The sequence below is a fragment of the Mycolicibacterium sp. XJ870 genome (assembly GCF_053483975.1).
In genome coordinates this window covers 1,901,698-1,914,998 of sequence record NZ_JBEFTI010000001.1, presented here as the reverse complement: position 1 = coordinate 1,914,998, position 13,301 = coordinate 1,901,698, and the positions used below count along the sequence as shown (strand labels likewise).

11 protein-coding genes are annotated in these 13,301 nt (G+C 65.2%); 6 read left to right on the top strand and 5 right to left on the bottom strand.

Features of this window, described 5'->3' with window-relative positions:
• The first annotated feature begins 193 nt into the window (after window positions 1-193).
• The 5 genes from tkt (at window position 194) to pgl (ending at window position 6,714) form a co-directional block, all read left to right on the top strand.
• Entirely contained in the window at window positions 194-2,284 is a 2,091-nt protein-coding gene (gene tkt / locus ABQF30_RS09560) for a transketolase (protein ID WP_448462666.1), read from the top strand.
• Window positions 2,285-2,318: 34 nt separating this feature from the next.
• Window positions 2,319-3,434, top strand: coding sequence for a transaldolase (gene tal, locus ABQF30_RS09555; RefSeq protein ID WP_448462664.1), 1,116 nt, complete (start codon window positions 2,319-2,321; stop codon window positions 3,432-3,434).
• 28 nt (window positions 3,435-3,462) lie between these two features.
• Window positions 3,463-5,013, top strand: coding sequence for a glucose-6-phosphate dehydrogenase (gene zwf / locus ABQF30_RS09550; RefSeq protein WP_448463578.1), 1,551 nt, complete (start codon window positions 3,463-3,465; stop codon window positions 5,011-5,013).
• Between the two features lie 61 nt (window positions 5,014-5,074).
• The gene (gene opcA, locus ABQF30_RS09545) at window positions 5,075-5,986 is read left to right on the top strand and encodes a glucose-6-phosphate dehydrogenase assembly protein OpcA (RefSeq protein WP_448462663.1); all 912 of its coding nucleotides are present in this window, start codon (window positions 5,075-5,077) and stop codon (window positions 5,984-5,986) included.
• Window positions 5,983-6,714, top strand: coding sequence for a 6-phosphogluconolactonase (gene pgl, locus ABQF30_RS09540; protein ID WP_448462661.1), 732 nt, complete (start codon window positions 5,983-5,985; stop codon window positions 6,712-6,714). The genes opcA and pgl overlap by 4 nt, the downstream gene beginning before the upstream one ends.
• Window positions 6,715-6,723: 9 nt before the next feature.
• On the opposite strand, the gene ABQF30_RS09535 is transcribed toward pgl, so the two are convergent.
• From ABQF30_RS09535 to ABQF30_RS09515, 5 genes are all read right to left on the bottom strand, one after another.
• Window positions 6,724-6,882, bottom strand: a complete 159-nt coding sequence (locus tag ABQF30_RS09535) for a hypothetical protein (RefSeq protein WP_448462659.1) — start codon at window positions 6,880-6,882, stop codon at window positions 6,724-6,726.
• A 38-nt stretch (window positions 6,883-6,920) separates the two neighbouring features.
• Window positions 6,921-8,201, bottom strand: coding sequence for an ethanolamine utilization protein EutH (locus ABQF30_RS09530; RefSeq protein WP_448462657.1), 1,281 nt, complete (start codon window positions 8,199-8,201; stop codon window positions 6,921-6,923).
• 293 nt (window positions 8,202-8,494) lie between these two features.
• Window positions 8,495-9,337: an FAD-dependent oxidoreductase gene (locus ABQF30_RS09525; protein ID WP_448462655.1), complete on the bottom strand. Its 843-nt coding sequence runs from the start codon at window positions 9,335-9,337 to the stop codon at window positions 8,495-8,497.
• Window positions 9,334-10,791 carry an NAD(P)/FAD-dependent oxidoreductase gene (locus ABQF30_RS09520; protein ID WP_448462653.1) on the bottom strand — a complete coding sequence of 486 codons (1,458 nt, stop codon included), beginning with the start codon at window positions 10,789-10,791 and terminating at the stop codon, window positions 9,334-9,336. The genes ABQF30_RS09525 and ABQF30_RS09520 overlap by 4 nt, the downstream gene beginning before the upstream one ends.
• Entirely contained in the window at window positions 10,791-12,389 is a 1,599-nt protein-coding gene (locus ABQF30_RS09515) for an FGGY family carbohydrate kinase (protein WP_448462651.1), read from the bottom strand. The genes ABQF30_RS09520 and ABQF30_RS09515 overlap by 1 nt, the downstream gene beginning before the upstream one ends.
• A gap of 103 nt (window positions 12,390-12,492) precedes the next feature.
• Between ABQF30_RS09515 and ABQF30_RS09510 the strand changes: the two genes are divergently transcribed.
• Window positions 12,493-13,266 carry a DeoR/GlpR family DNA-binding transcription regulator gene (locus ABQF30_RS09510; RefSeq protein ID WP_448462649.1) on the top strand — a complete coding sequence of 258 codons (774 nt, stop codon included), beginning with the start codon at window positions 12,493-12,495 and terminating at the stop codon, window positions 13,264-13,266.
• Window positions 13,267-13,301 lie beyond the last annotated feature (35 nt).

The window sequence follows — 13,301 nt, the reverse complement described above, 5'->3', positions numbered from 1 at the left end:
TTCTACTACACACGATGGTAGACGGCGGCCGGACAGACTCCACATCGCAGGGTCCGATCGGGTCGCCGCCCTGGGTGAACGAAGCGGTAATCGTGCCCAACCTGTCTGCATTGGATGAGTCGCCCCCATTAGGGTGTTTGGAGTAGCAGCAAGTCAAGCGTGCAGACATCAGCAGAACTTTAGGAGCGAGCTCGTGACCACTGCCGAAGAGATCACCGCTCTCACGCAGCCCAACCATCCAGACGATTGGACCGAGCTCGACAGCCTTGCGGTCGACACCGTCCGCGTGCTCGCGGCCGACGCGGTGCAGAAGGTCGGCAACGGCCATCCCGGAACGGCGATGAGCCTGGCCCCCCTTGCCTACACGCTGTTCCAGCGGCAACTGCGCCACGACCCCAGCGACACCCACTGGCTGGGCCGCGACCGGTTCGTGCTGTCGTGCGGGCATTCCAGCCTGACCCTCTACATCCAGCTCTATCTCGGTGGGTTCGGACTGGAACTCTCCGACATCGAAGCGCTGCGCACCTGGGGCTCGAAGACACCCGGGCATCCCGAGTTCCGGCACACCGACGGTGTGGAGATCACCACCGGACCGCTGGGCCAGGGGCTGGCGTCGGCGGTCGGCATGGCGATGGCCGCCCGCTATGAGCGCGGCCTTTTCGATCCGGATGCCGCTCCGGGCACCAGCCCGTTCGACCACTACATCTACGTCGTCGCCTCCGACGGCGACATCGAGGAAGGTGTCACCAGCGAGGCGTCCTCGCTGGCGGGCACCCAGCAGCTCGGCAACCTGATCGTGTTCTACGACAACAACAACATCTCGATCGAGCACAACACCGACATCGCGCTGAGCGAAGACGTTCCCGCCCGCTATCGCGCATACGGCTGGCACGTCCAGGAAGTCGAGAGCGGCGAGAACGTCGTCGGCATCGAAGCGGCCATCGCCAAAGCCAAGAAGGTGACCGACAAACCGTCGTTCATCTCACTGCGCACCATCATCGGCTACCCGGCACCGACCAAGATGAACACCGGCGGGGTGCACGGCTCGGCCCTGGGCGCCGACGAGGTCGCGGCAACCAAGAAGGTGCTCGGCTTCGATCCGGACAAGAACTTCGAGGTCCGTGACGAGGTCATCGCCCACACCCGTGAGCTCGTGGCTCGCGGCAAGCAGGCCCACGATGAATGGCAGGTCGACTTCGATGCGTGGGCCAAGCGTGAGCCGGAGCGCAAGAAGCTCCTCGATCGCCTGATCGCGAACGAGCTGCCCGAGGGCTGGGACGCCGATCTGCCGCACTGGGAGATCGATTCCAAGCCGGTGGCGACGCGCGCCGCCTCCGGAGCGGTTCTGGCGGCGGTCGGACCGAAACTGCCCGAGCTGTGGGGTGGTTCAGCCGACCTCGCAGGCAGCAACAACACCACGATCAAGGGCGCCAACTCGTTCGGCCCGCCCTCGATCTCCACCGACGACTGGAACGCCACCTGGTACGGCCGCACCCTGCACTTCGGCGTTCGTGAACACGCGATGGGCGCAATCCTGTCCGGCATCGTGATGCACGGCCCGACCCGCGCCTACGGCGGGACGTTCCTGCAGTTCTCGGATTACATGCGGCCGGCCGTGCGGTTGGCCTCCCTGATGGACATCGACCCGATCTACGTGTGGACGCACGATTCGATCGGCCTGGGCGAGGACGGTCCGACGCACCAGCCGATCGAGCATCTGGCAGCGCTGCGGGCCATCCCGAACCTGTCGGTGGTGCGCCCTGGCGATCCCAACGAAACCGCCTACGCATGGCGGACGGTGATTGAGCGCGGCTCCAGCAGCGGCCCGGTCGGGATGATCCTGACCCGCCAGGGCATCCCGGTGCTGGAAGGCACCAGCGCCGAGGGCGTGGCCCGTGGCGGCTACGTGCTCGGCGGCACCCCGGACCAGAACCCGGACGTGCTCATCATCGGCACCGGTTCCGAGCTGCAGCTTGCGGTTGCGGCTCAGAAGATTTTGGCGGACAAGGGAATCACCGCCAGCGTGGTGTCGATGCCGTGCGTGGAGTGGTTCGAATCGCAGCCGACGTCCTACCGCGACTCGGTGCTGCCGCCCGCGGTGTCCGCCCGGGTGGCGGTTGAGGCCGCGGTGGCGCAGAGTTGGTACAAGCTGGTCGGTGACACCGGGGAGATCGTGTCGATCGAGCACTACGGTGCCTCCGCCGACGACAAGACGTTGTTCCGCGAGTTCGGTTTCACCCCGGACGCCGTGGCAGCCGCAGCGGAGCGATCGCTCGAGAACTAACCGACAACTCGAGAACTAGTAGAGAAGGCGAATCATGACTCAGAACCCGAATCTCGCGGCGCTGAGTGCCGCGGGCGTGTCCGTGTGGCTCGACGACCTGTCGCGCGAGCGGCTGCAGACCGGCAATCTGCAGAACCTGATTGACACCCGCAGCGTCGTCGGCGTCACCACCAACCCGTCGATCTTCCAGGCCGCGCTGTCCAAGGGCACCGCCTACGACGCGCAGGTCAAAGAACTCGCCGAGCGCGGTGCCGACGTGGACGCCACCATCCGTACCGTGACCACCGACGACGTTCGCAATGCCTGCGACGTGCTGGCCAAGCAGTACGAGGCCTCCGGCGGCGTCGACGGCCGGGTGTCGATCGAGGTGGATCCCCGCCTCGCACACGACACCGACAAGACGATCCTCCAGGCCATCGAGCTGTGGAAGATCGTCGACCGGCCCAACCTGCTGATCAAGATCCCCGCGACGCTGGCCGGCCTGCCTGCGATCACCGCCGTCATCGCCGAAGGCATTTCGGTGAACGTCACGTTGATCTTCTCGGTGGAGCGGCACCGCGCGGTGATGGACGCCTACCTCGCGGGCCTGGAGAAAGCCAGGGAGGCGGGCCACGACCTGGCCAAGATCCATTCTGTCGCATCGTTCTTCGTGTCCCGGGTGGACACCGAGATCGATGCGCGGCTGGACAAGCTCGGCAGCCAGGATGCGCTGGCGCTGCGCGGGCAGGCCGGCGTCGCCAACTCGCGGCTCGCCTACGCCGCCTACGAAGAGGTCTTCGGCGGCGACCAGTTCGCCGCGCTCAAGACCGACGGCGCACGCGTGCAGCGCGTGCTGTGGGCATCGACCGGGGTGAAGAACCCGGACTACTCCGACACGCTGTACGTGACCGAGCTTGTCGCTCCCGACACCGTGAACACCATGCCGGAGAAGACCCTTGAGGCCGTCGCCGACCACGGTGAAATCACCGGTGACACCGTCAGCGGCACCGCGGGCGCAGCCCAGGAGGTCTTCGACAAGCTCGCTGCGATCGGCATCGACCTGCCGGACGTGTTCAAGGTGCTCGAAGACGAGGGTGTCGAGAAGTTCGAGAAGTCGTGGCAGGAACTGCTCGACGCGACGCAGGGTCAACTCGCTGCCGCCGCGCGATGAGCGCTTGCGCGAAGAGCCGAGGATGGCGATGACCGCGGTCAGCAACCGGCCGGCGACTGCCTGGCGTAACCCGCTCCGCGATAAACGGGACAAGCGGATGCCGCGCATCGCCGGCCCCTGCGGTGTGGTGATCTTCGGTGTCACAGGCGATCTCGCGCGCAAGAAGCTGATGCCGGCGATCTACGACCTGGCCAACCGCGGGCTGCTGCCCGCCTCGTTCGCACTCGTCGGCTTCGCCCGCAGGGACTGGGCTGACGAGGATTTCGGCCAGGTCGTCTACGACGCGGTCAAGCAACACGCCCGCACCCCGTTCCGCCAGGAGGTGTGGGACCGCCTGGCCGAGGGATTCCGGTTCGTTCAGGGCACATTCGACGACGAGGCAGCGTTCGGGCGGCTGGCGGAGACGCTCGACAAACTCGACGTGGAGCGTGGAACCGGCGGCAATCACGCGTTCTACCTGTCGATTCCGCCGAATGCGTTCCCTGTGGTGTGCGAGCAGCTGCGTAAGTCGGGCCTGGCCCAGCCCCGCGACCACCGGTGGAGCCGGGTGGTCATCGAGAAGCCGTTCGGCCACGACCTCAAGAGCGCACGCGAGCTCAACGCCGTGGTGAACAGCGTCTTCCCCGAGGAGTCGGTGTTCCGCATCGACCACTACCTCGGGAAGGAAACCGTCCAGAACATCCTGGCGCTGCGGTTCGCGAATGAACTGTACGAACCGATCTGGAACAACAATTACGTCGATCACGTGCAGATCACCATGGCCGAGGACATCGGCCTGGGTGGCCGAGCCGGGTACTACGACGGCATCGGTGCCGCACGCGACGTGATCCAGAACCACCTCTTGCAACTACTGGCGCTCACCACGCTGGAGGAGCCGGTCAACTTCGGCCCGCACCAGCTGCAGTCGGAGAAGATCAAGATCCTTTCCGCGGTGAAACTGGCCGAGCCCCTGGATGAAACGACAGCCCGCGGTCAGTACGCCGCCGGCTGGCAGGGCGGCGAGAAGGTGGTGGGGCTGCTCGACGAGGAGGGCTTCGCCCACGATTCCACCACCGAAACCTATGCCGCGATCACACTCGAGGTCGACACTCGCCGCTGGGCCGGCGTGCCGTTCTACCTGCGCACCGGAAAACGCTTGGGCCGCAGGGTCACCGAGATCGCCCTGGTGTTCAAGCGGGCACCGCATCTGCCGTTCGACGCCACCATGACCGAGGAACTGGGCCAGAACGCGCTGGTGATCCGGGTACAGCCCGACGAAGGCATCACCCTGCGGTTCGGCTCAAAAGTGCCTGGCAGTGCGATGGAAGTCCGTGACGTCAACATGGACTTCTCCTACGGTTCGGCCTTCGCCGAAGATTCTCCCGAGGCCTACGAGCGGCTCATCCTCGATGTGCTGCTCGGGGAGCCGTCGCTCTTCCCGGTCAACGCCGAAGTCGAATTATCTTGGGAGATCCTTGATCCCGTACTCGACTACTGGGCCGCCGATGGCAAGCCCGAGCAGTATGAATCGGGCACCTGGGGTCCGGCGTCGGCAGACGAGATGCTGCACCGCACGGGCCGCGAATGGAGGCGTCCGTGATGCCGCGAAGGCGACGACGAGTGAGCATCGCAGCGAGGGACGAGCGAGGAGGAGTCGAGCAATGATCGTCGACTTGCCCGATACCACCACGAACAAGGTCAACAAGAAGATCACCGGCCTGCGTGAAGAGGGTGGCGCACTCACGCTGAGCCGGGTCCTGACGCTCGTCATCGCCGCCGACTCGGAGGAGATAGTCGAGGATTCCGTCGAGGCCGCCAATTTCGCGAGCCGCGAACACCCGTGCCGGGTGATCGTCGTGGTGGCCGGGGACCGGGAGGCCGCCGCACCACGTCTCGACGCGCAACTGCGAGTGGGCCATGACGCGGGTGCCGGCGAGGTGGTCGTGCTGCGGTTGTCCGGCGAACTGGCCGATCACGCCAGCAGCGTGGTGCTGCCGTTCTTACTGCCGGACACCCCGGTGGTGGCCTGGTGGCCCGCGACCGCACCGGCGGTTCCGGCGCAGGATCCGTTGGGGAAGCTGGCGATTCGGCGGATCAGCGACGCCACCAACGGCGCCGATCCGCTCGCCAGCATCAAGAGCCGCCGCACCGGCTACACCGCGGGCGACACCGATCTGGCATGGAGTCGCATCACCTATTGGCGGGCGCTGCTGGCCTCGACGATCGACCAGCCGCCCTACGAGCCGATCTCGTCCGCGGTGGTGTCTGGGTTGAAAGAGGAACCCGCCCTTGACCTCCTTGCCGGCTGGCTGGCCAGCCGGATCGACGGGCCGGTGACGCGTGCGGTCGGCGAGTTGAAGGTGGAACTCAACCGGGCCAGCGAAACCGTGACGCTGGCGCGTCCGCAGACCGGGATCACCGCGACCCTGTCCCGTACCGGAAGGCCCGACGCGTTGCTGCCGTTGGCGCGGCGAGAAGCCAAGGAATGTTTGGCCGAGGACCTCCGACGGCTGGACGCCGACGAGATTTTTCACGAGGCACTGCAAGGCATCGACAAGGTCCGGTACGCATGAGCACGCAGATCGAACGCTATCCCGACAGCGCGGCGCTGGTGGCGGCCGCCGGTGACCGACTGGTGGACGCCATCAAATCTGCGATCGACGCGCGCGGTCAGGCGGCGATCGTGGTGACCGGTGGCGGCACCGGCGTCGGCCTGCTCAAACGCGTCCGAGAGCGCAGCGCCGAGATCAACTGGGACAAGGTCCACATCTACTGGGGCGACGAGCGTTTCGTGCCGCAAGATGACGACGAACGCAACGACAAGCAGGCCCGTGAGGCGCTGTTTGACCACGTCGAGATACCGGACGTCAACGTGCATGCGATGGCCGCCAGCGACGGCGAGTTCGGAGACGACCTCGACGCGGCCGCCGACGGGTACGCGCAGGTCCTGGTCGCCAATTTCGACGCTCCGGGGCCCGAGTTCGACGTACACCTGCTCGGCATGGGCGGCGAGGGACACATCAATTCGCTTTTCCCAGACACCCCGGCCGTGCGGGAGACCAGTCGTCTGGTCGTAGGCGTTTCCGACTCCCCCAAACCACCGCCCCGGCGAATTACCTTGACGCTGCCCGCCATCCATAACTCGCGTGAGGTGTGGCTCGTGGTGTCGGGCGAGGCCAAGGCAGATGCGGTGGCCGCCGCGATCGGCGGCGCCGATCCGAAGGACGTGCCCGCCGCAGGCGCAGCCGGCCGTGAGAAGACCGTGTGGCTGCTCGACGAGGCTGCTGCCGGCAAGCTCTGAGCGGACCGCTCAATCGTCGGTGACCACGCCGCGCTGCCGGTCGGGCTGGCTGTCCGCGAGCGCCTCGGCATAGCCGGCCATGTAGTCAGCCAACATTCGGTTGGCGGAATCTCGGTCGGCCGCAACGGCCGACCGGGCTGGGGGTTCACAGAATTGCCGCACAATCATTCAGACGCACCGCAGGGCGGTTTGGTTCCCGAGCGCCGCTAAGACTGGGCGGGCTCAGGCGCTTGGATTTCGTCGTCATCACTGAGTGGCGCACCTCCGTCAAGATCGACACCTTCGGCTTCGGCCTCCTCACGCTCCAGTCGCTTCGCCGTCGGCACCGCTATCCACAGCGCCAGCAGCATTGCTGTGATACCCGCTACGATCTTGCCGATCATCAACGGCGCGATCAGGTTTGGCTGGAAGTTGGCGGTGAACGCGAGGTGGTCGCCGATCAGTGCCGAGCATGTCGTGCCGAAGGCCACCACGAGCACCTTGTCTTTGGCCGGCATTCTGCGGATGAGATGGAATGCCGCGAGCATGTTGGTGGTGGCGGCCAGCAGGGCGGCCGTGCCCTCGGTACTGATGCCCAGCCGCTTGCCGATCGCCGTGAGTGGCTTGTCCACGTATGTGCGGATCGCATAGACCAGTGGGAACGCCCCGGCCAACATGATGGCGATGTTGCCGACGACCTCGAGCGCCCGCATCTGATCATCCGCTGTCGCGATGATCGGTTCGAATCCCCACCAGCTGAACCACGAGCTGAAGACCCCAGTGACGTGATCGACAATGGAGACGGCCAGCACCAGATAGATCGCGGCGTTGAGGACGCGCCCGAACCAGATGAACCCGGTGATCATGGCACGAGTCGCGAAATACAGTCCGGCCGCGATGGCCACGGTGACGATGATGACCGGCAGCATGTTGATCAGAACGTCACCGATACCGAAACCGTCGAGGGACGCTGTCGATGCGCCGTCTGTGGTGACCGAGTCACGCACCGGCGAGTGGGTGGTGATCAGGATCGTCATGGTGACCAGCACGCCGATCGGAACGGTCAGGATGCCGCTCATGATGCCGAGGGCGAAGTACTTGTGGTCACGTACGTTCAAGATGGCCAGGCCCACCGGGATGATGAACGAGATGGTGGCTCCGGAGAGGAAGCCGGTGATCGAGGCCGTCATCCAGGCCCCAGTGGAATCCGCCGTCGCGTGCGCGAGTTGATAACCGCCCATATCGCTGGCGATCAGCGTGCTTGCCGCCATGGCGGCGTCCGCACCGAAGGGGGCATAGACCTTGCCGAGTACATGTTCGACGAACCAGGACAGGTACGGCAGCCCGGCCATGATTCCCGCGACCGGAACGAAAAGCGGGCCGAGTGCGTAGATGCCCTCGCGGAATTCTCCGCCGATTCCTCGATCACCGCGGAAGGCCAGCGCGCATGCACCGATCACGACGAACGCCATCATGAGATAGATGACGATGTTTCCTAATGTGGCCATTGACGTTGTTCTTTCTGAAAGGTCGACCAGGGAGGGATCTGGGAGGTAGGCGCCGGATTCGATCGGCTACCCATTGAGCCTCTTAAAATTTCGGCGTCGCCGGATGCCTCCGCCGATCAGAACGCCGAGTGCGGTGGCGGCGGCACCGATCCGGATCGCACGAGGAATGTCCGACACCCCCGCTTCGATCCGAGCAGGCCAAGTTCCCATTCGCCCTTCGGCCACGATGCGTGTTCCTTCGAAGCGGATCCGCTCAAAGGTGTAGGGGAACTCGCCGACGGGTGAGGTTACTTTCATTGGGGCAGTCCAATCCTGGGAAGCACGGGTATGTGGGAATGGGGTTCAGCCTGGGCGTATTCCAGTGCACGGCGGGCAGCCATCATGCCGATCTGAGCGGGATTCGCCATGACGGCTGGGCTTCCCTGCGCATAGATCGCGGGTTCGTCGTCCAGGACGGCACCGTCGATGTTCCGGTACGGGACTGCCGGTCCAGCGAGAATCAAGCTGTCGCAAATGAGGTGCTCGGCCGTGGTCGCGGACCCGACGGTGACACCCGTGATTCGCGGCATTCCATGGGTTGCGCTCACTCTGGCCTCCGGCATGACAGTCACATCCGGATGCGTAGATCGACGCGGGCCGCCGACCCACGCGATCTGGACATCACAGTTCGTGCCGGACTTCATCGTTGCAATGCATTCAGCCGCCCACGGCGAGTCGCCGATGATAACGACGTGACGTCCAAGGCGGACCCGTTGTTGGAGCAGATGCAGTGCGAGCGTGGCGGGGACCACCCCGGCACATCGGTTGCCATCGATGCGCAATTCTGTACGGGTGGGCGGCCGGTGACCGGTGGCAACGACGAGCGCGTCTGCGGCTGCGATTCCGCCGCCTTCGCCCACCGCCAGCAGCCGGTCGCCTTCCCACCGCACGACCTGGGTGCCCGCGGCGAATCGGACGCCATCGAGGCGAGCCTGCCGAACGAGCGTGCGGTGATGCGGTTCTTCCCAGTGCTCACCACCTGCGAGGGGCAGTCGTTCGTAGACGATCACATCTGCCGATGGAGCGAGGCCCACCGCACAGTTCAGGCCTGCGAGCCCCGAACCGGCGATGGCGATGCGCGGTCTGGTTGTGGTCATTCGGCACCGGTCTCCCACTGTGATCCGGGTTCGCCCTGACGGATTTCACCGGGTTTTTCGCCGGTGGCCGCCGAGAGAATGAAGCTGACGCCCACCGAGCAGTACGCGCCCTGACAACGGCCAGCGGTCGCTCGCGTACGTTTGCGTACGCCGTCAATTGATGTCGCCGGCACTGGTCCGCGGCATTCGGCTGCGATCTCGGCAGCCGTCACGTGTTCACACGCGCACACCACCATTGGGTGCTGGTCGGGCGAAGCACCCGGCCTGCTCGCAAACTCATCGGCCGCGCCGTCGGTGGTCGCCTCGGCCAATCTGGGTAGCGCCGGAATCGACTCGGTTGCACGCGGTTTCGGATTCAGCGCCATGACTTCGGTGGAGACGAGGTTCGCGATATAGCGAGCAACCGCTGGTGCAGCAGAGACACCGGTCGATCGAATGCCCGCGGCGTGCACCAAATTCGGTGTCTTCGGCGATACCTCGAGCCGGTAGGTGCGGTCGCTGGCCGGCCGTAGACCCGAGAACGCCTTAGTCACGTAGCGGCGGTCGATGCCGTCGGGCAGCAGCCGCCTGGCCCGCTCCCACACCCGGTCAAGGGTGTCCCCGTCGGTGGACTTGTCTGTGCGGTCCTGCCCATCATCAGCGGTCGGCCCCACAAGCACCGTCCGATTCGTGGTCGGCACGGCATAGATTCCACGAGTGTGCGGGGTCGGCGCGGTGCATATGACTTTGGGCACCAGATGGCCCACTGCGCGATCCAGCAATAGGAACTGCCCTTTTCGGGGCCACATCGTGAACGGTTCAGCGGCAGCGGCATCGGTGATGAGGTCTGCGTTCACGCCGGCCGCGTTAATCACAGCGCCAACCGCGATGGCGCCGGAAGGGGTGACGACATGGCTGATCTCACCGGACGAGTGGTGCCAGAAGCCAGTGACGGGCGTCGATCGGCGCAGGTCTACTCCGTTGCGAACGGCGAGCTTTGCCAATCCGATCGTCAGTCTGATCGGATCGATAATGCCCTCGGCCGGTACGTGCAACCCGTCGACGGCAGTAGGTGCTGCTGTCTGAGCCAGTCGGCGCAACGCCTGGCCAGATACCATTTCCGCGTCGACTCCGGCGTCGGCAGCTTGTGCCATCAGCTGCGTCAGCGATTCAGTTTCGCTGTCGTCGAAGGCCAGTGACAAGGCGCCGATGCGTCGGAACGGGACGTCGAGCGCCTGGCAGATCGTCTCCCACTGCGGGCTGGTTTCCAGAATGAGGTCCGATTCCAAACTGCCTGGTGGCAGATCGTAGCCACTACAGGCGATCGCCGAATTGGCCTTGCTGGCGCCTTCGGCGACGTCGTGGGCGGCTTCGAACCATCCAACTCTGACTGAGTGCCTTGATAGTTCGGAGGCGATCGCCGCGCCGATGACGCCGGCTCCGATGATCGCGATGTCATAGCGCTGTGAGCTCATCACTTCTGTTCCTCGGTTCGCCGGTGGGCGGCTTCGGTCAACGCCGGTGGTTCGAGTGCCGATGTGGATTCCAGGAATTCGATCCAGCGAGCGCGCTCGAGTTCGCGATACCGATCGGGCAGATTCGGCTCCACGGTATGAGTGAACTTGCTTCGCGATGCCAGGCCGGCCAGGTCGAGTTCACCGGCACCGATTGCAGCCAGACCGGCGGCGCCTGCGGCGGTGTTGTCGTGGTGATCGGCGATGGCGATCGGCCGCCCGCACAAATCCGCTTGCCGCTGCATGAGGGTCTTGTTGACGCTCAGTCCCCCGTCGGCACGTAGGCTCGCCGGCGTCTGGAGTTCGGCGTCGACGGCGCTGACCACGTCGCACACTCGCTGGGCTATGCCGTCGAGGACCGCAAACGACATGTCGTGCCGGTCCGTGGAGGCCCGTAGGCCGGCGAATACGCCTGCTGCCTCCGAACGCCACCACGGCGCCCCGATACCGGTGAAGCTGGGCAGGAAGAGCGGGTGCTGCATGCGCAGATCGAAGTTCGACGCCGCGGCGCTCGTCGCGGCGAGATCGCCTACCTGTGAGGCTCGTTCAGCGATGCCCAAGCCCACCAACCAGTCGACGGCGGTGGCGACGCTGAACACACCCCCCTCGATGGCCCACGCCTTGGGTTCGCCGGGGATGGTCCAGCCATAGGTCGGCATAAGTCCGTGGCGGGGGCGACGTGGATTCGGCCCGACGTTGGTGTCGATGAAACATCCTGTGCCGTAGGTCATCTTGGTGTCACCAGGTGCGACTGCGCCTAATGCGGCCATCGCGGCCAACTGGTCGGTCGCGGTCGCATACAGCGGTGCCCCCAAGGTCGTCGGCAGACCCTCGGCGAAGACGGTGTCGACCATCTTCGGAAGCACATTGACGTCGATGCCGAATGCCGCCGCGCACGTGTCGTCGAACTGCAATTCGTCGAGGGCCATCAACTGCGTCCGACTGCCCGTGGATGGATCGGTCACATACACGCCATGCGCGAGCCGGAAGATGAAGAACGCGTCCAGTGTTCCGATTGCGAGTGTGCCGGCGGCGGCCGCGGCGGTGACCGCAGGCTCGTTGAGCAGTGCCCAGGCGATCTTGGGAGCCGAGTAGTAAGGATCAGGTCGCAGCCCGGTGATCTCTTCGACGCGCGATGCTGCCGCAGTGGTGGCGAACCCCTCGACAATGGCTCCGGCACGGCGGTCCGACCACAAGATCGCCTTCGAGAGCGGTTCCCCTGTGCGCCTGTCGAAGGCGATGATGGACTCGCCCTGATTGGCCAGGCCGATGCCGGCCAGGTCCGCCCCGGGCACCGAGGCCATCGCTTCGCGCACAGTCTCGTCAATGGCGCAGACCAGCGCATTGCCATCCTGCTCGTCCCAGCCGGGAAACGGGTGCGTGGTGATCGATTGCCGCCGGGCGGTTGCGACACACTGTCCGGCATCGTCGTACAGGTTTGTGCGGGTACTCGTGGTGCCCTGGTCGATTCCGGCCCATACCCGGGTCACCCGACCGTGACGCGTCAGCGGCGTCGGCGTTACCAACGCCTCTGCTGCCGGGAATTCTTGTGATGCCACCAACAACCTCCACCGCGAAGAGATAACGACAACAGATCGAATCATAATCGATCAGTTATAACAACCTTATGATCGAAATTGATTCTCAGTACAGTGTTTGGCTGTGCCGGAACAACACGCCGAGGAACGTCACGCTCACTTGCTCGACCTGCTGTCGCGTCAGCCTTTCGCATCGCTCGACGACATGCAGCGGGCGACGGGTGCCAGCACGCCGACGATCCGGCGCGACCTGTCCCAGCTCGAACGCCGCGGACTGATCAGACGAGTCCGCGGAGGGGCCTCGCTGGCCGCAGCGTCGAGCACCCTGGATGAGGCGTTCGATCTCCGGCGGCGCCGTAACGCACGGGAGAAGGGCGCCATCGCAGTTGCGGCAGCCGGCCTGGTGAAACCCCGCTCGTCGCTGTTGCTCAACGACGGCAGCACCACGCTTGCACTGGCCGAGGAACTCGCATCGCAGGCCCAGCCGCTATGGGTCGCCACGTCCGGACTCAACATCGGAGAACGGCTTGCGAGTGTTCCGTCCTTCGAGGTGATCGTGATCGGCGGTGCACTGCGCGCGTCCTCCTTCGGCACCAGCGGCCCGTTGGCTACCACCGCGATATCCCAACTGAGCGTGGACATCACGTTCCTCAGTTGCGATGGGGTCGATCTCGATCTGGGTGTGCGATTCAACAGCCTGATGGACGCTGAGATCGCCAGTGCGATGGCCCGGCAGGGGCGGCGGGTGGCGATTCTCGCTGACGCGTCGAAGATCGGTCAGCGTGCGATCGCCGGGTCGACCCCCTGGACCGACATCGACCTCTTCGTCACCAATCAACTCGACGCCACTTGGCGCGAGCACCTAAGCACCGTGGGTGTGGAAACGATCGAAGCCTGACCACGCCGGTTGGTGGCCGACCGTCAGCAGCCTAC

Excerpts from the sequence above, each read along its gene's own strand:
- tal (WP_448462664.1), top strand. The coding sequence starts at position 2,319 with ATGACTCAGAACCCGAATCTCGCGGCGCTGAGTGCCGCGGGCGTGTCC.
- zwf (WP_448463578.1), top strand. The coding sequence starts at position 3,463 with ATGACCGCGGTCAGCAACCGGCCGGCGACTGCCTGGCGTAACCCGCTC.
- opcA (WP_448462663.1), top strand. The coding sequence starts at position 5,075 with ATGATCGTCGACTTGCCCGATACCACCACGAACAAGGTCAACAAGAAG.
- pgl (WP_448462661.1), top strand. The coding sequence starts at position 5,983 with ATGAGCACGCAGATCGAACGCTATCCCGACAGCGCGGCGCTGGTGGCG.
- ABQF30_RS09535 (WP_448462659.1), bottom strand. The coding sequence starts at position 6,882 with ATGATTGTGCGGCAATTCTGTGAACCCCCAGCCCGGTCGGCCGTTGCG.
- ABQF30_RS09530 (WP_448462657.1), bottom strand. The coding sequence starts at position 8,201 with ATGGCCACATTAGGAAACATCGTCATCTATCTCATGATGGCGTTCGTC.
- ABQF30_RS09525 (WP_448462655.1), bottom strand. The coding sequence starts at position 9,337 with ATGACCACAACCAGACCGCGCATCGCCATCGCCGGTTCGGGGCTCGCA.
- ABQF30_RS09520 (WP_448462653.1), bottom strand. The coding sequence starts at position 10,791 with ATGAGCTCACAGCGCTATGACATCGCGATCATCGGAGCCGGCGTCATC.